This is a genomic window from Bacillus sp. CH_48 (assembly GCF_038008465.1).
GTDB lineage: Bacteria > Bacillota > Bacilli > Bacillales > Bacillaceae_G > Bacillus_A > Bacillus_A thuringiensis_S.
Genome location: NZ_JBBOZF010000001.1, coordinates 2,822,204 through 2,839,084 on the forward strand (window position 1 = coordinate 2,822,204; position 16,881 = coordinate 2,839,084).

A 16,881-nucleotide genomic window follows, 5' to 3' on the forward strand; every position below is an offset into this window, starting at 1 on the left:
TTGAGCGAAAAAAAGAATTTTTGTGGACGAATTTTCCAAGCCCTAGTTGTACATAGTAAATATGTAATTTATATTGGGTTGGAGGATTTTACATGTACAAATACATATTAGCGATTATGACTTGTTTAATTTTAATAAAAGCAATAAGTTCTGATCCAGTTAAGGCTGCTGAAAATCCTGAACAAAAAGAGATGCAACAAAGAATCGAACAACACTTTCGAACGAAAGCTGAACATTTTGGATTGAAAACGGAAGGAAAAGATTTAAAGGAAGTTAGAAAAGAAATTACTATTATAGAAGAAGCGAAAAAAAGAGAGAATGTATGGAGAACAGCACAAGCTCTTCATATAAAAACAGAAGGAAAAACGATGAATGAATTAATAAAAGATGTACAAAAAAAGGTGAAAAAATAAAAAGAGGCCGCAGCCTCTTTTTTTATGCCCATTGTTTTGATAAGTGAGCCATTTCAATTGCAGCAACAGCTGATTCATATCCTTTATTACCAGCTTTCGTACCTGCGCGTTCAATCGCTTGTTCAATTGTTTCTGTCGTTAATACGCCGAAAATAACTGGGATGTCCATTTGTAGTGATAAAGACGCAACACCTTTTGCTACTTCATTACAAACGTAATCGTAGTGAGTTGTAGCACCTCGGATTACAGTACCTAATGTAATAACAGCATCATACTTTCCGCTACTAGCCATCTTTTTAGCGATTAAAGGAATTTCAAATGCACCAGGAACCCAAGCAACATCAATATCATTTTCTTCTACACCGTGACGCTTTAATCCGTCTAAAGCGCCGCCAAGTAACTTACTTGTAATAAATTCATTAAAACGTCCAACAACAACTCCAACTTTTAATCCTGTACCAACCAAATGACCTTCGAATACCATAATAAATCTCTCCTTTAATTATAAGTTTAGTAAGTGTCCTAATTTGTTTACTTTCGTTTGTAAATACGATTTATTCTCTTCTTTTGCTGGCATTTGCAACGGTACACGCTCGACTACTTCTAAATCGTAACCTTGTAAGCCAGCAATTTTTCTTGGGTTATTCGTTAATAATCGTAAACTTTGTAAACCTAAATCTTTTAATATTTGTGCACCGATACCGTAATCACGAAGATCAGCAGGGAAGCCGAGTTTTTCATTTGCTTCTACAGTATCAAATCCTTCTTCTTGTAATTTATAAGCACGAAGCTTATTAAGAAGCCCAATGCCTCTTCCTTCTTGTCTCATATAAAGAAGAACACCTTTTCCTTCACGCTCAATTTGAGCAAGTGCTGCATGGAGTTGTGGTCCGCAATCGCAGCGATGTGAACCGAATACATCTCCTGTTAAGCATTCAGAATGAACACGCACAAGTACCGGTTCACCTATTGAAATATCACCTTTTACAAGTGCGATATGTTCTTTCGTATCTAATGAGTTAGAATAGCCAATTGCGTGGAAAGTACCGAAATCTGTAGGTAATGTAATTTCCACCTCTCTCGTCACAAGTGTTTCATGATGGCGGCGGTAAGCAATTAAATCTTCTATTGTAATCATTTTTATATCAAATTGTTTTGCGCATTCTATTAAATCAGGTACACGTGCCATCGTGCCGTCCTCATTTATAATCTCGCAAATAACTCCAGCTGGTTCGGCACCGCATAGCTTTGCTAAATCAACAGCAGCTTCTGTATGACCTGCACGACGCAGGACACCGCCTTCTTTCGCAATTAATGGAAAGATATGTCCAGGTCGATTGAAATCAGTGCCTTTTGATGCGGGATTTAACAATTCTTGTATCGTAGTTGCACGTTCGTGAGCGCTAATCCCTGTTGTTGTAGAAACATGGTCAATGCTCACTGTAAACGCAGTATGATGTGAATCTGTATTATGAGATACCATTGGTTCTAATTGTAGACGTTCTGCGTATCCTTCCGTAATCGGTACACAAACGAGACCACGACCATGTGTAATCATAAAATTAATTGTTTCCGGTGTAATGTACTCTGCTAAAGCAATAAAGTCGCCTTCATTTTCTCGGTTTTCATCATCACATACGATAACGACTTTACCTTGTTTTAAATCTTCTAGAGCTTCTTCAATACGATGAAACATTGTGCTTCCCCCTTATAGAAATCCGTTTTCTTGTAAAAAACTTTCGGTCATTGAACCTACTCGTTTTGCAGGTTTAGTAATAAAGCGTTCGATATATTTACCAATCATGTCACACTCAATATTTACGATATCTCCGGCATTTTTTTCTCCAATGACAGATTCGCTTACTGTGTGCGGGATGAGTGAAATCGTTATGGAAGCTTCGTCTATATCAAATATCGTTAAACTCGTTCCATCAACAGCAATGGACCCTTTATGCAAACAATAGTGTAGCAATTCATCAGAAATTGCTATTTTATAATAGACGGCATTGTAATGTTGTTTTTTAGTTAAAATCGTTCCGATGCCATCAATGTGTCCTGAAACGAAATGTCCACCGAATCTTCCATTTGCAGACATTGCCCGCTCTAAATTTACTTTAGAGTGGGGTTTAAGCATGCGAAGCGATGTCGACTGCATCGTTTCAGGCATTGCATCAACTGTAAATGAAGTAGTTGTAAAGTTTGTTACAGTTAAGCAAATACCGTTAACCGCGATACTATCACCTAAGTGAACATCTGATAAAATTTTCTTTGCATCAATCGTTAATTTCATCGCTTCTCCGCTTTGTTGCATGTTTGCTATCGTTCCTAATTCTTCTACAATTCCTGTAAACATTCCGTCACCTCGTTTCGGGCATTCGCAACGATTTTTATATCATCACCAATTTGTTTCATCTCTTGAATTTTCAAGGAAAGCGCATCTTGTAATTTTGAAAAACCATTTCCTCCAAATAAAGTAGGAGCATCTTTTCCACCAATTAATTTCGGGCTTATATAGGTTACAATTTCATTGAAATTGTTTGTTTTTAAGAAACTTGCATGAATTGATTGGCCACCTTCAACGAATAGAGAAAGAATTTGTTTCTCTCCAAGAAAGGAAAGAAGGTCCTCGATTTCTATATGCTTCGTTTCCATTTGGAATATAGCTATATTTTTAGAATTATAAGAAGATATCTTCTCTTTCTTTACATCCTTACCGACAATAATCCATGTCGGTGCTAAACCATCTGTTATAACATGAGAAGATGGTGGCGTTCGTAAATGGGTATCTAAAACAACGCGAATAGGATGTTTCCCACCATTTGGAATTCTTGTTGTTAAATGAGGATTATCAGCTATAACTGTATTCACTCCAACAAGAATTGCATCATGTGTATGGCGATATTGGTGAACATCAGCACGTGCTTCTTCACCTGTAATCCACTTACTTTCACCAGTTACAGTTGCTGTTTTTCCATCTAAGCTCATCGCTGTTTTGATTGTTACAAAAGGGCGTTTCATTTTCATGTAGTGAAAAAAGTAGCGATTTAATAAAACTGCTTCTGCTTCAAGAACACCGGTAGTTACTTCAATTCTAGCTTCCTCTAATCTTCTTTTTCCGTTACCAGAAACGAGCGGATTACAATCGAGAGTAGCAATTACCACACGCTTAACTCCTTTTTCGATGAGCAATTCACAACAAGGTGGTGTTTTTCCAAAGTGGCTACACGGTTCCAGTGTTACATAAACGGTAGCGTCTTTGGCGTTCTGACCAGCCATTTGAAGGGCATGAACTTCTGCGTGTTCTTCACCAGCTCGTAAATGAGCCCCCATACCAACGATGTTTCCATCTTTTACAACAACAGCACCAACCATAGGATTTGGACTTGTTTGTCCTGATGTTCCTTCTGCTAACTGCAGGGCAATCCTCATATATTCTTGATCTGTCATTTTCTTCACCTCTCCTAAAAAAATCAAAAAACCCCAAGGATTTAATATCCTTGGGGTTTGGGAGACGTGATTTCTAGAAATATAGTTTGAATACGAAAGCATAGGAAAGAAACCTAACGATAATTGATATTTCTGCATAAGGAAAAAACCTAGCAAAATATCGAATTTTTAAACGCTAGTTGTCTCTTTTTATTTCAGTATAAAAAATAAGTATAGAAAATTAAACATATATAAAGAATCAAAATGAATCTTTAAAAATATGCATACTGAAATAAAAGTGTATTCACTATATAAAAAACTAGAAACATATCCTTCTCCCATCCAGACTATACTGTCGGCCCTAGAGTTTCACTAGATCCACCGTTTTCGAGTTGAAAACGGGTCACGGACTTAGAAGTTTTCACTTCATCACCGCCGGTTGGGAATTTCACCCGACCCCGAAGGATGCTGTTTGCTCAAATTATAGCACAAAAAAAATAAAAGGCTAGTAAAAAATATTCGAATGTGAAGAATTGTGTGAAAATATATGTGGGCTGGAATGGAAATAAAAGTATTAGAAATGTTGTAAGGAGAAGGGATATAACGGAGTTGCTAAAAAGAAAAAACATGCACAAAAAAATGTGCATGTCACATGTAAAATTATTCTGCCTCTGGTGCTCTAACAACAGACTCGAATTTACCTTTATGCGAAGCGTCGCAATAAGGCATATTTTTTGATAAACCACAACGGCATAAAGAAAATGCCGGTTTTGCTGGGAATACATTCCCTTGTGAGTCGACTAATTCCACGTCCCCTGTAACGCGAAAAGAGCCATTATCATTTACTTTAATTTGTACTTTTGCCAACGTTATCCCTCCTTCCCAAACGCTTAATTTCATCATATAATCAAGGGAAGTGCTTGACAATATAAAAAGAGCACTTTGTTTGAGAAAGAAGAGAGTGTTATAATAGTTTTCATAACTGACTAGAGTAAGGTGACGAGAGATGGATAAACAATTACATACATTACGAAACATTGCAAATGAGCGCACGTGGGCATCATTTTTGAATGATAATCATCCATATAGTTTGTTACATTGGTCCATTGCAGGTGTAGGGCAAGAGGCAAAGGATGTTTGGTTACTTCAAGATGAAGTAACATTTCAAACGACAGAATTCCCAACGTTAGATGATGCAATGCAATGGATTTCTGAAAATATGGAACAAGTTACAGACGTTTTAGCGCAATAAAAAAACAGGCTTATGCAAGCCTGTTTTTTGTTTCTTTCACATATGTGTTTAAAAATTGATCGATGGCTGCTTCGTACTCTTCTTTATTTTCGTTATAAGAGCAAGCGTGTGCACCACGTTCTGCAATATAAAGTTGTTTATTGTTTTCTTTTGCTTCATATAGTGATTTCGTCATATCAGCTAAAATATAATCATCATCTTTACTATGAATAAAGAGGACGGGATTGTTAATATTTTTTATACAATCAATTGGTGAAACTTCGCGAATCGTATAACCGTCACGCACTTTTAAAAAAGCATTTGCTAAAGGTAATAAAGGCCATTTTGGTAAATGGAATTCAACCTTTAAACGGTGCTGTAATTGTCCGTGAAAATCAGAGAAAGGACAATCTGCAATATAGAAATCAGCACCATCTTCTACAAGTCCTGCGTATTGAAGAAGTGTTGCAGCTCCCATAGATTCACCATGAATACCGAGTGTTATATTTGTTCCAAAGCGACTTTTTAGCCAGTCAACTACAGATTTTAAATCATGTTTTTCATAGTATCCATAGCTTGTTGTTTTTCCGCCAGTTTTACCATGACGACGATGATCATAAATAACGACATTATACCCTCTGTTTAAAAATAACCTTGCATATTTTACAGAGTTCATTTTATTTACAGTTACGCCGTGACAAAAAATCATAAACTTATTGGAATGACCAGCAGGAATGTAATATCCGTGAAGATCATATCCGAATTGTGAAGGAATATGAATTTCTTCTTTATGAAGAGCATCAAAATCTTCTATACGAAAATGTTTTTTCGTTTCTCTTTCGAGTACTTCTTCCTCTGTTTTTTTCTTTAAATACATCACTTTATTTGTAAAGAAAATCCCAAGGGCTGTTATCGCACCTAGTACAGTAAACAATGCTGCAAAAAAACGTTTCATACTTTACCTCATCCTCCAAATACCGTTACATGTGATACACTTATATTGTATCACAATGATATAAAAGGGGAGAAATAGGAAATGGTGCATATACAAAAAATTACGCCAACGATGAAAGAAACAATTCGAATGTTTATGTGTGAGAACTGGGGAAGTTCATTGATGGTTTCACGTGGTAAGGGGCATCAATTAGAAGAGTTGCCAGGATTTGTTGCGTTTTCTAATGACAGAATAATCGGAATTATAACGTATGAAGTGACTGGAAATATGTGTGAAATTATATCGTTAGATAGTATTGAAGAAAGAAAAGGAATAGGGAAGAAGCTTGTGGATTGTGTATTGCAAGTTGCAGAAGAAGAACGGTGCAGGCAGGTTTGTCTTATTACAACAAATGATAATATGAATGCGTTACGATTTTACCAAAAACGTAATTTTGTAATGACTAATTTATATGTGAATGCGGTAGAGGAGGCACGAAAAATAAAGAAAGAAATTCCACGCATTGGATATGATAATATCCCAATTTTACATGAAATTCAGTTGGAGTATCGTTTAGTGAAATGATGTAACAATTTTCAGAAATATGAGTTATTAATCTTGACGGATAGTGTAATTTAGGTTACCGTAAAATTGTAATCTATTACCATATTAAGGGGTGACGATGTGGCAACTATACGTGATGTTGCAAAATTGGCAGGTGTTTCAGTCGCAACCGTTTCACGAGTTATTAATGAAAAAGGATATGTTCATGAGGACACAGTAAAACAAGTAAAGGAAGCAATTGAAGAATTACGTTATAGGCCAAACAGTGCAGCGAAGCCACTATTTAAAGAGAATTCAACGATAATTGCATTACTTGTAGATAATCTATATGACCCATCAAACATCACTTTGCTACATTGTATTGAGGAAATAGCATATAAAGAAGGATATCAAATCATTGTTTGTAATATAGAGAATAAAGATAGATACATATATATGTTGAAGGAGAATAACGTTGCAGGTGTTATTTTAACAAAATCCGTTTTTAAAAGTATAGGAGAAATTCCATTTCCGTTTGTTGTGATTGATGAGCAACAATCACATGGAAATTATTATGAAAGTGGACAGAGGGCTGTTTCTTTATTAAAAGAGAAAGGGTGTCACTTTCTTGCATATTTCGGTGAGGGAGAAGAAAGTGAAGAAATGGAAGATCATATAGCAGGTTTTTTAGATACTGTTTGGGATGAAGGAATCTCTTATCGAGAAGAATGTGTACAAGGGTATACAAATAAACAATTTATTACATTATTGCGAAACAATCCGTATATAGATGGAATTGTAACCTCAAGTGATCAGATTGCTATTGAGTTAATTCGGTCAGCAAGATTTGTAAATATACATGTACCAGATAAATTAAAAATTGTTGGACCGAATGGGAGCATAGAGTGTGAATGGATAGGTTCATCACTACCGGCAATTGAAAGCTATGTCAAAGATAACGGAAAAGTAGCTTTTCAACAATTAAAAGGAAAAATAAAAAAGTAAAAGGTGCGTTTTATACGCACCTTTTTATAATGTAATTGCGGCAATAAAGCCAAATATAAGTAACGGTATATTGTAATGTAGAAAAGTGGGTACACATGTATCCCATATATGATGGTGCTGACCATCAGCATTTAAACCGGATGTTGGTCCGAGGGTACTATCTGATGCTGGAGATCCTGCGTCACCTAGCGCTCCGGCTGTACCAATAATTGCAATTGTAGCCATCGGACTAAATCCAAGCTGAATGCACAGAGGTACAAAAATTGTTGTTAAGATAGGGATGGTTGAAAAGGATGAACCAATTCCCATCGTAACGAGAAGTCCAATAACAAGCATAAGAAATGCAGCGAGTGGTTTGTTATTTCCGATTATATGTGCACTCGTTTGCACCAGAGATTCAACATGTCCTGTTTTTCGAAGAACAGCGCCGAATCCAGCGGCAGCAATCATAACAAAGCCAATAAAGGACATCATACGCATTCCGCTTGTTAATATCGCATCTGCTTCTTTAAGTGGTAGACTACCACTTACTGATAAGACGATAATACCTGCTAAAGCACCGAAAATCATTGATTCTGTTGTTAATTGAACAGTTAATGTAGCAATGATAGATAATAACCCGAAAGTAATGCTACGTTTTGTATAGGGAACAATCTCATTTTCGGTAGTATGAATTTGTTCTGTTTCATACGTACGAGGTTTTCGGTACGTAATGAATACCGCTACACATAATCCAATAATCATACCGAGTGCTGGGATAGTCATTGCTTTTGGAATAAGTGTGACATCAAATGTAAGACCGCTTTGCGCAGCGTTGGTTTGCAATACGTCATGATAAATTTTTCCGAACCCTGCAGGGATCCACATATAAGGAGTAATTAATCCAAATGTAATAATACACGTGACAAGTCTTCGATCCACTTTCAGCTCATTTAATACTTTTAAAAGTGCTGGAATTAAGATGGGGATGAAAGCAATGTGAACAGGAATCACATTTTGTGAGAAACAAGCCATCGTTAAAATAATGAATAAAATAAGTATTTTAGAATAAACTTGTTTTTTCGTGTCTTGTTCATTGCCAATCCATTTTAATGCAGTTTGAATCATAGCATCTGGAAGTCCTGTTTTGGAAAGGGAAATAGCGAAACCACCAAGCATTGCATAACTTAAAGCGATTGGAGCACTGTTTCCAAGACCAGTTGTAAAAGTGTTAATCGTTTCTGAAATACCGAGTCCGCCGATAATTCCGCCTGTTAAAGCTCCAACAATGATGGCGACAATGACCTGGACACGTAACAAACTAAGCAATAGCATAATTGCTACTGCGACGAGTACAGCGTTCATAATAAATGTAATCTCCCTAAATTTTTATTCTGTTAAGACAAGTAAATATGAAACATTTTGCTATGTTTATACATACTTGCGACATATTATTATAAAATGTTTTCTATGAAATGTAAAAGAGCCTTTTGTTACTAATGCTGAAAAGCTAGCTCTTGTTTAATTGATTGCAAAGAATTGGCGAATAATTCTGGTTCTTCTAGATCAGGAGAATGTGCTGAATTTGGGAACCAAATCATTTTTTTTATAGGCGCTTCAATAATATCGCAATATTCCTGAACGAGTGCATAAGGAGTTTGATAATCATAGCGACCAGAACAAAAATAAACTGGAATAGATAAACTTGAGATAGAAGAAAAGAAATCGATTGTCAGCATTTCTTCCCATAAAACGCCAGATTTTAAATTTCCTGCGAGAAACTTGAACCAATCTAATAGCGTATATTCAGGAGAAAAGAAACCTTTTCGTATGAAAGAAAAGGAAGATCCGTTTTGGATTGCTCCTCCGAATGTGCCAAGCCACTTTCTTTGAATAATAAGACGTCTCATATCTAAAAATGGTGGTTTTCCTAATTTTAAAAGGGAAGCTAATGCTTTTTTATGATCATGTTTTTTTGCAGAACTAATTAAATGTTGATATAGCAATTCTTCATTTTGTTTCATATGTACAATTTGCCCAATACCGATGTAAGCCTCGATATACTTTGGATATTGATGTGCTATGTTAAGCCCAATAATACTTCCCCAAGAATGACCAGCGAGAAATAGTTTTTGTTTGTTGAACCTTTTAAGTGCATATTGAATCACTTCTTTTGCATCGGAAACGAATTGTTTGATTGTAAAATTTGCTCCGAAATCTTTCATTGAAAAAGATTTACCTGCCCCGCGCTGATCCCAATTAATAACAATAAAGTGCTTCTCTAATTCTTTTTGAAAATGACGAATAAATCCGATTTGTGCCATGCCGGGTCCACCATGGCAGCATAATAAAATAGGCTGCTCTACGTTTTGCCCACGCATAAGGAGAGTTTGTTTTCGATTATTAATCATAACGCTTTCTATCGTAGCGATACTATTAGGAATGAGTTGTTTGTTTTCAGTATAGAACTGAGGGGTATAGCTACGCAAAAGCATATTGAAAACCTCCTTTTGTGAAATCGTATGAATCGCACAGGCTATTCATTTTGCATATACTGTTAGAAAATCATTGTAACATACCATACTAGTGTCATTTCAACACGGGAGGAGGGAAATTGTGACGATTGGAGAAATTATAGATGGTTTAAATAGGCGTGAATCCATCGCTATTATAGCAAAACGTCTTGAAATAAGCCCGTATACATTATCGAAGAAATTAAGATTGATTGGATACGAATATGATGGAGAGCAGAAGAAACGTATTTTTGTAGGAGATGGAGAAGAACCACGTCACTTACAACTCCAAGAAGCGACCGCCCTTCAATATGAGAAAACAGATTATCAATTATTAATTTATGAGCAATTACAAAGTATTTATGAATTATTAAGAAGAAGAGAAGAAGTAATTGCACCAATTATGAGTAAAAGTACAGAGAAAAAGAGACGCACCTTTTCTATTAATACAGAAATATTAGCAAGATTGGACCTTATATCAGAATCGAAAGGAATTCAAAAATCTAAAATTGTAGAAGAGGCGTTGCAACAATTTTTACAGCAATATGAATTTAACAAAACATCACATTTTGATAACTAAAGAAAAGGATACTATGTTCATTGGAAGAACGAGTATCCTTTTTATGATGCATATTACGTATAAATACAGGATTAGTGCAAATCTTTTATGGCGTGAAAAATGAAATTTCTTATTAGAGAAACACTTAATTTACTTTTTGGATTCTTCCATCAATAACTGGCTGAATTGGTTCTTTTAATTGTTTTACGTAATCGACTAACGCTTCAAAGTCGTTTGGACCAGTTTCTGCATTTTTACCATTTTTAAATGATATGAATCCGTCACCGCCAGAAGCTAAGAAAGCATTTGCAACTACGCTATACGTTTTAGATGGAGATAATTCTTCTCCGTTTGTTAAACGTATATTTGTAACTTTTTCACCGTTTGGTTTATTTGCATCCCACGCATATTGAATACCTGAAATTTGAAGCATTCTTGTTGTTCCTTTTTGCCATTGCTGATTTAAAATATCGCGAATGTCTTGACCTGTTAAATCTACTTTAATCAATTGATTTCCAAAAGGTTGAATGCCGTATAACTCACCCCACGTAATATCACCAGCATCTAAGTCATTACGAATGCCACCAGGATTCATGAGGGCGATTTGAGTTTGCATCGTTTGACGCTGAGCATCGGCAACTAAATTTCCAAGAGTGGACTCACCAGCATCATTTTGTTTACGGTCGATAGATGCTGTAGATTTTCCGACCACTTCATTTACAAGTGGTGCGATTTTTTCTTTATATTGATCTAGTTTTTTCTTTACTTGTTTATCAGGTTCTACACCTTCATGATACGTTGTAACAACTTCAGCTTTTTTCTTTATAATATCCTTTGTTTTACGATCAATTGTTACATCCACGTCTGAGAAAGCCGTGCCGTAAGAATTTGCTTGGACAATTAGCTTATTATTTACTGTACCATTTACATACGTATGACTATGTCCACCGAAAATAACATCAACTTCTGGGTCTGTTTCATTTGCAATTCGAGTAAGGTCGCCATTTGTTACCCCAGACTCATCGGTTGTTCCACCGACATGAGCAAGAACGACGATAGATTTAACGCCGAGGCGTTTTAATTGTTGTGTTGATTTATTAATTGCTTCTACTTCATCAGTAATTTGTACATTTTTAAGCATCGTAGGCATAACGACATTTGGTGTATCAGTTGTAACAACACCAATGAATCCTACAGGAACACCATCTACCATTTTTACAGTAAATGGTGGTAAAAATAAGCGGCCAGTTGATTTGTTATAGAAGTTAGCAGCTACATAGGGGAAGTTAGCCCCTTTGAAATTCCCTGTTTTTTCATGATATCCACCGTAAATGAGGCGTTTCATTTCATCAATGCCTTCATCAAATTCATGGTTTCCGATTGTACCAACATCAAATTTTAAATCATTTAAAAATTCAATCGTCGGTTCATCCTGTAATAATGCTGAAACTGGTGGACTAGCTCCGACGATATCACCAGCATGTACGAGAAGTGTATTAGGGTTTTGTTTTTTACGTTCTTTTAAATAAGTAGCTAAGTAATCAGCGCCACCAGCTTCTTTATTATTAATTTTTTTAACAGTATCTAGTTGTCCATGGAAATCATTAATACCAAGCATTTGTACGTCTATGTAGCGGTTTTGTTCAGCTGGATTCTGAGATGGGGGAGCGGCAAATACGCTTGAAAAAGTAATAGTGCTTAAAACAGCAACGGCAGGAATAATTTTTTTCCACATAGTTCATTTCTCCTTTTTTATAATCTGACATCATACGACATAATTTTAATAGATTCATAGGATTATAGCTACATAAAAATTTAGTCTTTTCGAAAAATTAACATATTTACAAAAAGTGGATAATAGAGTAAAGACCCTTTTTTATTGTCGATTGCATCGTGTATCTACTATAATGGAGAAAAAAGTAAAAGGTGAGTAGCATGAAGAAAAAGAAACAAAGACAAATGCAAAGACAATCGCAAGTGAATCCACCAAAGAAAGAAACACTTACATTAGGCGATCAATTAAATGATTCACTCATGCAACAATTAAAGAGTAAGAAGAAAGAGTTGCAAGTGAGAGAAGAGGAAAAAGAGGCAGCTGAACTGGAAAGAAAGCGCAAAGAACAAAAAGAACGTGAAAAGAATAAATCATTTGAAGAACTGCTAAGTGAAAGTAACCTTACTTGGAAAGACTTTAAATAATAAAAAAATGATCAGTGAAATTCACTGATCATTTTTTGACGAGCTTGTAAGAAAAGGGGAGTTATTATGAGGAAAATTGTAGTTGTTCCGCATGAAAATCATTGGAGTGAAAAATTTCAAATGGAGGCTGACAGATTAAAAACAGCGATGCCAGAAACGGTTAAAATTCATCATATTGGAAGTACGTCAGTGCCAGGACTGGCAGCTAAACCTATTATTGATATGATCATGGAAGTAGAAAGTATTGAAAGGGTAGATAGGTGGAATGAACGATTTATAGAGCTTGGTTACATCGTAAAAGGGGAAAATGGTATTTCAGGACGCCGATTTTTTATCCATGGAACGGAAGAAAAACGTTTGTATCATTTACACGTGTTTGAAAAAGGAAATCCAGAGATAGTAAGGCATTTAGCATTTCGTGATTATATGATGGCTCATTGTGAAGAAGCAGAGGCATATGCAACCTTAAAGAAAGAATTGGCCGAAAAGTATACATATGATGGCACGTTATATACGGAAGGGAAAAACGAGTTTGTGCGCAATGTGGATGAAAAAGCGAAAGAATGGAGAGAAAATAACGTGAATAAATGAGTTCACGTTATTTTTTAGCTATATAAAAGTGTTATGTAAACTGTACGTATGTTTTGACTTTTGGGATGAATCTTGTTGAAATAAAGTTGTGGCTTATAAAAAAATGTAACAATGAAAGGGAGACGACTGTGTATATTCCAACAACTACACTTCATAATGGCGTGAAAATGCCGATGATTGGTCTAGGCGTTTATAAAGCAAAAGAAGGCGACGAAGTAAAACAAGCAGTAAAAACAGCGTTAGAAGTTGGATACCGTTCGATTGATACAGCAACTGTGTACGAAAATGAAAGCGGTGTCGGAGAAGCGATTCGTGAATCAGGAATTCCAAGAGAAGACCTATTTATTACAACAAAAGTTTGGAATGACGATCAAGGATACGAGGAGACACTCGAGGCGTTTGAAAAAAGCTTAAAGAAATTACAAATGGACTATGTAGATTTATATTTAATACATTGGCCAGTAAGAGGGAAGTATGTGGATACGTACCGAGCGTTAGAAAAATTATATGAAGAAGGTAAAGTGCGTGCGATTGGTGTTTCTAATTTTCATAAACATCATTTAGAATTGTTATTACCAAATTGCAAAGTGAAGCCGATGGTGAACCAAGTAGAACTTCATCCGATGTTAACGCAATTTGAATTGCGTAATCATTGTCAAGGTGAGCAAATCCAAATGGAAGCGTGGAGTCCGTTAATGAGGGGCGGAGAAGTATTTCAGCATCCAATCATTCAGGCTATTGCTAACAAATATGAAAAAACACCTGCGCAAGTTATATTAAGATGGGATATTCAAAGCGGGATTGTTACAATTCCTAAATCTGTTACACCATCTCGTATTAAAGAAAACTTTACTATTTTTGATTTCTCACTAACTGAAGAAGAGATAAATCAAATTAACACGTTGAATCGCGATTTACATGTAGGCACAAATCCTGATAAATATGATACGTTATAAAAAAGACTGTCTCTTAATAAAGGAGACAGTCTTCTGTTTATCGGTAATTCGATATTTTTAACGATGCAAAGCATATGTGTCATATTTAACAATTTTTTGAAGTTGTACATATTCTTCTTTAGTTAAAGGTAACTGTTGGCTAGCTCGTATATTTTCCTGCAATTGTTGAAGAGAGCTTGCGCCAGGTATAACAGCTGCAACAGTCTTATTATGTAAGCAATATTGAATAGCTGTTCCTGTTAAAGAGCTTTCTCCAATCGTTTCTTTTACACTCGCTAGAGTTGTATGTAATTCATCGTAAGAATAAGAGAGGTAATCCTTTTCCTTTACTCTTTCTATTTTTCTTGCATTGTTATCAGTTAAAATTCCTTTTGCAAGTGGTCCGCGAGCAATGATGCTAATTTGGTGTTCATTCAGAAGCGGGAACCATTCTTCTGGACGACGATTTAAAAGGCTATATTCCATTAGTACACTAACGATGTTTGAGCGTTTTGCATATTCACGGATTACATTTGGACGTATAGAAGAAATACCGTAATGGCGGATAATACCTTCTTTTTTCAATTCTTCAAAAGCTTCAATTGTTTCATCTATTGGATCTTCAATCGTTCCGCCATGAAGTTGGTAAAGGTCAATATAATCAGTTTGAAGTCTACGTAAACTTTCTTTTACTTCAGCCTTTATGTAAGCTTTAGAAGGGTCCCAAGACCAGCCGTTTTTTTCTTCTGTCCAACGATTTCCAACCTTCGTTGTAAGAACAATTTTGTCTCGTTTCCCCTTCAAGGCTTTTCCAACAAATTCTTCATTTAATCCGTAATCATATAAATCTGCTGTATCAAAAAAATTAATTCCTAAATCGATTGCTTCATCGACAATACGCATAGCCTCTGTTTCAGATGTACCGAGAGACATACAGCCAAGGCCCATTTCTGTAACAAATAAATCTGAGTTTCCTAATTGACGTTTTTTCATAGGTCAACCTCCTTACCTTTATTGTACGAGAGGGAAAAGAGGTTGACAAACGTTTCCTTTTCGCTTTGCATTAACTGCCCGTAAAAGCTTAATTAATGTGAGCTTAACGGATTAATGTTTCATTTTATTTGCTGTAATCCACTCTTGTACAGTTGTATACTCTTTGCTATATTGTTTTAGCTTATGGCGAATTTGCCATGCTTTTCCGACTAACGTGATGCGATTTGGTAAAATATAAACTTTCATTTCTATCACGCTCCTTTCAATGTGGTAAAATGTATGAAGAAAGAATAGGAAATAGAACAGGGAGATGAAGTAGTATGAGTAATCTTACAGAGAGAACAGTAAAAACTGAGCCGATTTTTGATGGTAGAGTTATAAAAGTTCGTGTTGATGATGTAGTATTACCAAATGGAGAAATGAGTAAACGTGAAATTGTAAATCACCCTGGTGCAGTTGCGATTATTGCTATTACAGATGAGGGGAAAATTGTGCTTGTTGAGCAGTATCGTAAAGCGCTTGAAAAGGCGATTATAGAAATTCCAGCCGGCAAGTTAGAGCCTGGTGAAAAACCAGAGGTAACAGCAGTTCGTGAATTAGAAGAGGAAACAGGATATGTATGTGAAAATATGGAGCTTATTACTTCTTTCTATACATCTCCAGGATTCGCAGATGAAATTTTATATGTATATAAAGCGACAGGTTTGACAAAAAAAGAAAATAAAGCTGAGTTAGATGAAGATGAGTTTGTGGAATTAATGGAAGTATCGTTAGAAGAAGCGATTACTCTTATGAAAAATCTTCGTATTCATGATGCGAAGACGATGTTTGCAGTACAATATTTACAACTACAAAAATAAACACTCGCCAAAGGCGAGTGTTTTTTAATTGATTTTTGCATATACACGTGCATCACGTAAGCTACCGTCTGGTGCTAGGAAATCATTTTCCATTGTACCTTCTAGAATGAATTCTAAACGTTCTGCTAAGCTACATGCATTTATATTTGTTGCATCAGTACGAATTTCAATTCTTCTAGCGCCTAGTTTATCAAAGGCGAATTGGATAGCGCCTTTAACAGCTTCAGTCATATAGCCTTGTTTTGTATAAGCGCTATGCAACCAGAAGTGAAGTGAAAACTTTGGAATATCCCAGTTTTCAGGTTTTAGTGTAATTGCTCCGATGAATGTACCAGATACTTTATCGTATAAGTGAAAATCAAGTGTTTCACGAAGTAAAAACTGTCCGTGAGCTTCGCGAACAATTTCTTCAGCACTCTCTTCTGTTTCAGCGTTAATTGGTACCCACGGTACTAAGTCTTCTAGAGAAGCTTGGATTGCTTCATATACTTCTGCACCATCACCTGGAAATGGTTTACGAACTTGTAAGCGTTCAGTTTGAAATAATGTTGGAAAATCTAATAATAATGGTTTCAAGAGAAATCCCTCCTATTCTCTACTTTTTAGTTTAGCAAAGTAGAGCGGAATTTCAATGTTAATTCGTCATACTTTTTTCTTTCTTTCATACATTTTTAATAAGAGTGTGAACGGAGGGAAGAAA

General features: G+C 35.7%; 21 protein-coding genes and 1 riboswitch. Of the genes, 9 read left to right on the forward strand and 12 right to left on the reverse strand.

Going from position 1 to position 16,881, the window contains the following annotated elements; translation table 11 throughout:
- Window positions 1-92: 92 nt before the first annotated feature.
- The gene (locus N2V92_RS14280) at window positions 93-413 is read left to right on the forward strand and encodes a hypothetical protein (protein ID WP_000280032.1); all 321 of its coding nucleotides are present in this window, start codon (window positions 93-95) and stop codon (window positions 411-413) included.
- A 22-nt stretch (window positions 414-435) separates the two neighbouring features.
- Here N2V92_RS14280 and ribH read toward each other — a convergent pair whose 3' ends face one another.
- The 5 genes from ribH to N2V92_RS14305 form a co-directional block, all read right to left on the reverse strand.
- Entirely contained in the window at window positions 436-897 is a 462-nt protein-coding gene (gene ribH, locus N2V92_RS14285; protein WP_000230895.1) for a 6,7-dimethyl-8-ribityllumazine synthase, read from the reverse strand.
- An 18-nt stretch (window positions 898-915) separates the two neighbouring features.
- Window positions 916-2,109: a bifunctional 3,4-dihydroxy-2-butanone 4-phosphate synthase/GTP cyclohydrolase II gene (gene ribBA, locus N2V92_RS14290; protein WP_000469006.1), complete on the reverse strand. Its 1,194-nt coding sequence runs from the start codon at window positions 2,107-2,109 to the stop codon at window positions 916-918.
- A gap of 12 nt (window positions 2,110-2,121) precedes the next feature.
- Window positions 2,122-2,766, reverse strand: coding sequence for a riboflavin synthase (gene ribE, locus N2V92_RS14295; protein ID WP_016077267.1), 645 nt, complete (start codon window positions 2,764-2,766; stop codon window positions 2,122-2,124).
- The gene (gene ribD / locus N2V92_RS14300) at window positions 2,748-3,860 is read right to left on the reverse strand and encodes a bifunctional diaminohydroxyphosphoribosylaminopyrimidine deaminase/5-amino-6-(5-phosphoribosylamino)uracil reductase RibD (protein ID WP_042595623.1); all 1,113 of its coding nucleotides are present in this window, start codon (window positions 3,858-3,860) and stop codon (window positions 2,748-2,750) included. Before ribD ends, ribE begins: the two co-directional genes overlap by 19 nt.
- A 305-nt stretch (window positions 3,861-4,165) precedes the next feature.
- Window positions 4,166-4,309, reverse strand: a riboswitch (FMN riboswitch).
- Window positions 4,310-4,499: 190 nt separating this feature from the next.
- Entirely contained in the window at window positions 4,500-4,706 is a 207-nt protein-coding gene (locus N2V92_RS14305; RefSeq protein ID WP_001151582.1) for a CDGSH iron-sulfur domain-containing protein, read from the reverse strand.
- A gap of 139 nt (window positions 4,707-4,845) precedes the next feature.
- On the opposite strand from N2V92_RS14305, the gene N2V92_RS14310 reads away from it, so the two are divergent.
- Complete coding sequence (locus N2V92_RS14310) at window positions 4,846-5,091, forward strand: DUF2552 family protein (RefSeq protein ID WP_000360793.1); 246 nt, start codon at window positions 4,846-4,848, stop codon at window positions 5,089-5,091.
- A gap of 10 nt (window positions 5,092-5,101) precedes the next feature.
- Here N2V92_RS14310 and N2V92_RS14315 read toward each other — a convergent pair whose 3' ends face one another.
- Window positions 5,102-6,025: an alpha/beta hydrolase gene (locus tag N2V92_RS14315; RefSeq protein ID WP_000819241.1), complete on the reverse strand. Its 924-nt coding sequence runs from the start codon at window positions 6,023-6,025 to the stop codon at window positions 5,102-5,104.
- A gap of 81 nt (window positions 6,026-6,106) precedes the next feature.
- On the opposite strand from N2V92_RS14315, the gene N2V92_RS14320 reads away from it, so the two are divergent.
- Window positions 6,107-6,589 (forward strand): GNAT family N-acetyltransferase, encoded by a 483-nt coding sequence (locus tag N2V92_RS14320; protein ID WP_000233419.1) that lies wholly within the window; start codon window positions 6,107-6,109, stop codon window positions 6,587-6,589.
- A gap of 99 nt (window positions 6,590-6,688) precedes the next feature.
- Window positions 6,689-7,552: a LacI family DNA-binding transcriptional regulator gene (locus tag N2V92_RS14325; protein WP_000201358.1), complete on the forward strand. Its 864-nt coding sequence runs from the start codon at window positions 6,689-6,691 to the stop codon at window positions 7,550-7,552.
- 24 nt (window positions 7,553-7,576) lie between these two features.
- Here N2V92_RS14325 and N2V92_RS14330 read toward each other — a convergent pair whose 3' ends face one another.
- Both N2V92_RS14330 and N2V92_RS14335 read right to left on the reverse strand, forming a co-directional pair.
- Complete coding sequence (locus N2V92_RS14330) at window positions 7,577-8,896, reverse strand: Na+/H+ antiporter family protein (protein WP_000994811.1); 1,320 nt, start codon at window positions 8,894-8,896, stop codon at window positions 7,577-7,579.
- 131 nt (window positions 8,897-9,027) lie between these two features.
- On the reverse strand, window positions 9,028-10,026 hold the full coding sequence (locus N2V92_RS14335; protein WP_042595620.1) for an alpha/beta fold hydrolase: 999 nt from the start codon (window positions 10,024-10,026) through the stop codon (window positions 9,028-9,030).
- 121 nt (window positions 10,027-10,147) lie between these two features.
- Here N2V92_RS14335 and N2V92_RS14340 point away from each other — a divergent pair, with 121 nt between their 5' ends.
- Window positions 10,148-10,624, forward strand: a complete 477-nt coding sequence (locus N2V92_RS14340; RefSeq protein WP_000151934.1) for a ribbon-helix-helix domain-containing protein — start codon at window positions 10,148-10,150, stop codon at window positions 10,622-10,624.
- A 124-nt stretch (window positions 10,625-10,748) separates the two neighbouring features.
- Here N2V92_RS14340 and N2V92_RS14345 read toward each other — a convergent pair whose 3' ends face one another.
- Window positions 10,749-12,338, reverse strand: coding sequence for a bifunctional metallophosphatase/5'-nucleotidase (locus N2V92_RS14345; RefSeq protein ID WP_000265545.1), 1,590 nt, complete (start codon window positions 12,336-12,338; stop codon window positions 10,749-10,751).
- A gap of 200 nt (window positions 12,339-12,538) precedes the next feature.
- On the opposite strand from N2V92_RS14345, the gene N2V92_RS14350 reads away from it, so the two are divergent.
- The 3 genes from N2V92_RS14350 (at window position 12,539) to N2V92_RS14360 (ending at window position 14,349) form a co-directional block, all read left to right on the forward strand.
- Window positions 12,539-12,802: a YqkE family protein gene (locus tag N2V92_RS14350; RefSeq protein ID WP_000727553.1), complete on the forward strand. Its 264-nt coding sequence runs from the start codon at window positions 12,539-12,541 to the stop codon at window positions 12,800-12,802.
- 66 nt (window positions 12,803-12,868) lie between these two features.
- Window positions 12,869-13,393, forward strand: a complete 525-nt coding sequence (locus N2V92_RS14355) for a GrpB family protein (protein ID WP_042595616.1) — start codon at window positions 12,869-12,871, stop codon at window positions 13,391-13,393.
- A gap of 128 nt (window positions 13,394-13,521) precedes the next feature.
- Entirely contained in the window at window positions 13,522-14,349 is an 828-nt protein-coding gene (locus tag N2V92_RS14360) for an aldo/keto reductase (protein ID WP_000275862.1), read from the forward strand.
- Between the two features lie 57 nt (window positions 14,350-14,406).
- Here N2V92_RS14360 and N2V92_RS14365 read toward each other — a convergent pair whose 3' ends face one another.
- Both N2V92_RS14365 and mciZ read right to left on the reverse strand, forming a co-directional pair.
- On the reverse strand, window positions 14,407-15,321 hold the full coding sequence (locus N2V92_RS14365; protein ID WP_016077273.1) for an aldo/keto reductase: 915 nt from the start codon (window positions 15,319-15,321) through the stop codon (window positions 14,407-14,409).
- A gap of 111 nt (window positions 15,322-15,432) precedes the next feature.
- Window positions 15,433-15,567: a Z-ring formation inhibitor MciZ gene (gene mciZ / locus N2V92_RS14370; protein ID WP_000870291.1), complete on the reverse strand. Its 135-nt coding sequence runs from the start codon at window positions 15,565-15,567 to the stop codon at window positions 15,433-15,435.
- 74 nt (window positions 15,568-15,641) lie between these two features.
- Here mciZ and N2V92_RS14375 point away from each other — a divergent pair, with 74 nt between their 5' ends.
- Complete coding sequence (locus N2V92_RS14375; protein WP_000067931.1) at window positions 15,642-16,181, forward strand: NUDIX domain-containing protein; 540 nt, start codon at window positions 15,642-15,644, stop codon at window positions 16,179-16,181.
- A gap of 24 nt (window positions 16,182-16,205) precedes the next feature.
- Here the strand turns inward: N2V92_RS14375 and N2V92_RS14380 are convergent, their stop codons facing one another.
- Window positions 16,206-16,757: a GNAT family N-acetyltransferase gene (locus tag N2V92_RS14380; RefSeq protein WP_016077274.1), complete on the reverse strand. Its 552-nt coding sequence runs from the start codon at window positions 16,755-16,757 to the stop codon at window positions 16,206-16,208.
- Window positions 16,758-16,881: the final 124 nt, after the last annotated feature.

Excerpts from the sequence above, each read along its gene's own strand:
- N2V92_RS14335 (WP_042595620.1), bottom strand. The coding sequence starts at position 10,026 with ATGCTTTTGCGTAGCTATACCCCTCAGTTCTATACTGAAAACAAACAA.
- N2V92_RS14350 (WP_000727553.1), top strand. The coding sequence starts at position 12,539 with ATGAAGAAAAAGAAACAAAGACAAATGCAAAGACAATCGCAAGTGAAT.
- N2V92_RS14310 (WP_000360793.1), top strand. The coding sequence starts at position 4,846 with ATGGATAAACAATTACATACATTACGAAACATTGCAAATGAGCGCACG.
- N2V92_RS14345 (WP_000265545.1), bottom strand. The coding sequence starts at position 12,338 with ATGTGGAAAAAAATTATTCCTGCCGTTGCTGTTTTAAGCACTATTACT.
- N2V92_RS14375 (WP_000067931.1), top strand. The coding sequence starts at position 15,642 with ATGAGTAATCTTACAGAGAGAACAGTAAAAACTGAGCCGATTTTTGAT.
- ribE (WP_016077267.1), bottom strand. The coding sequence starts at position 2,766 with ATGTTTACAGGAATTGTAGAAGAATTAGGAACGATAGCAAACATGCAA.
- N2V92_RS14320 (WP_000233419.1), top strand. The coding sequence starts at position 6,107 with ATGGTGCATATACAAAAAATTACGCCAACGATGAAAGAAACAATTCGA.
- ribD (WP_042595623.1), bottom strand. The coding sequence starts at position 3,860 with ATGACAGATCAAGAATATATGAGGATTGCCCTGCAGTTAGCAGAAGGA.
- N2V92_RS14355 (WP_042595616.1), top strand. The coding sequence starts at position 12,869 with ATGAGGAAAATTGTAGTTGTTCCGCATGAAAATCATTGGAGTGAAAAA.
- mciZ (WP_000870291.1), bottom strand. The coding sequence starts at position 15,567 with ATGAAAGTTTATATTTTACCAAATCGCATCACGTTAGTCGGAAAAGCA.
- N2V92_RS14315 (WP_000819241.1), bottom strand. The coding sequence starts at position 6,025 with ATGAAACGTTTTTTTGCAGCATTGTTTACTGTACTAGGTGCGATAACA.
- ribBA (WP_000469006.1), bottom strand. The coding sequence starts at position 2,109 with ATGTTTCATCGTATTGAAGAAGCTCTAGAAGATTTAAAACAAGGTAAA.
- N2V92_RS14280 (WP_000280032.1), top strand. The coding sequence starts at position 93 with ATGTACAAATACATATTAGCGATTATGACTTGTTTAATTTTAATAAAA.
- N2V92_RS14365 (WP_016077273.1), bottom strand. The coding sequence starts at position 15,321 with ATGAAAAAACGTCAATTAGGAAACTCAGATTTATTTGTTACAGAAATG.
- ribH (WP_000230895.1), bottom strand. The coding sequence starts at position 897 with ATGGTATTCGAAGGTCATTTGGTTGGTACAGGATTAAAAGTTGGAGTT.
- N2V92_RS14330 (WP_000994811.1), bottom strand. The coding sequence starts at position 8,896 with ATGAACGCTGTACTCGTCGCAGTAGCAATTATGCTATTGCTTAGTTTG.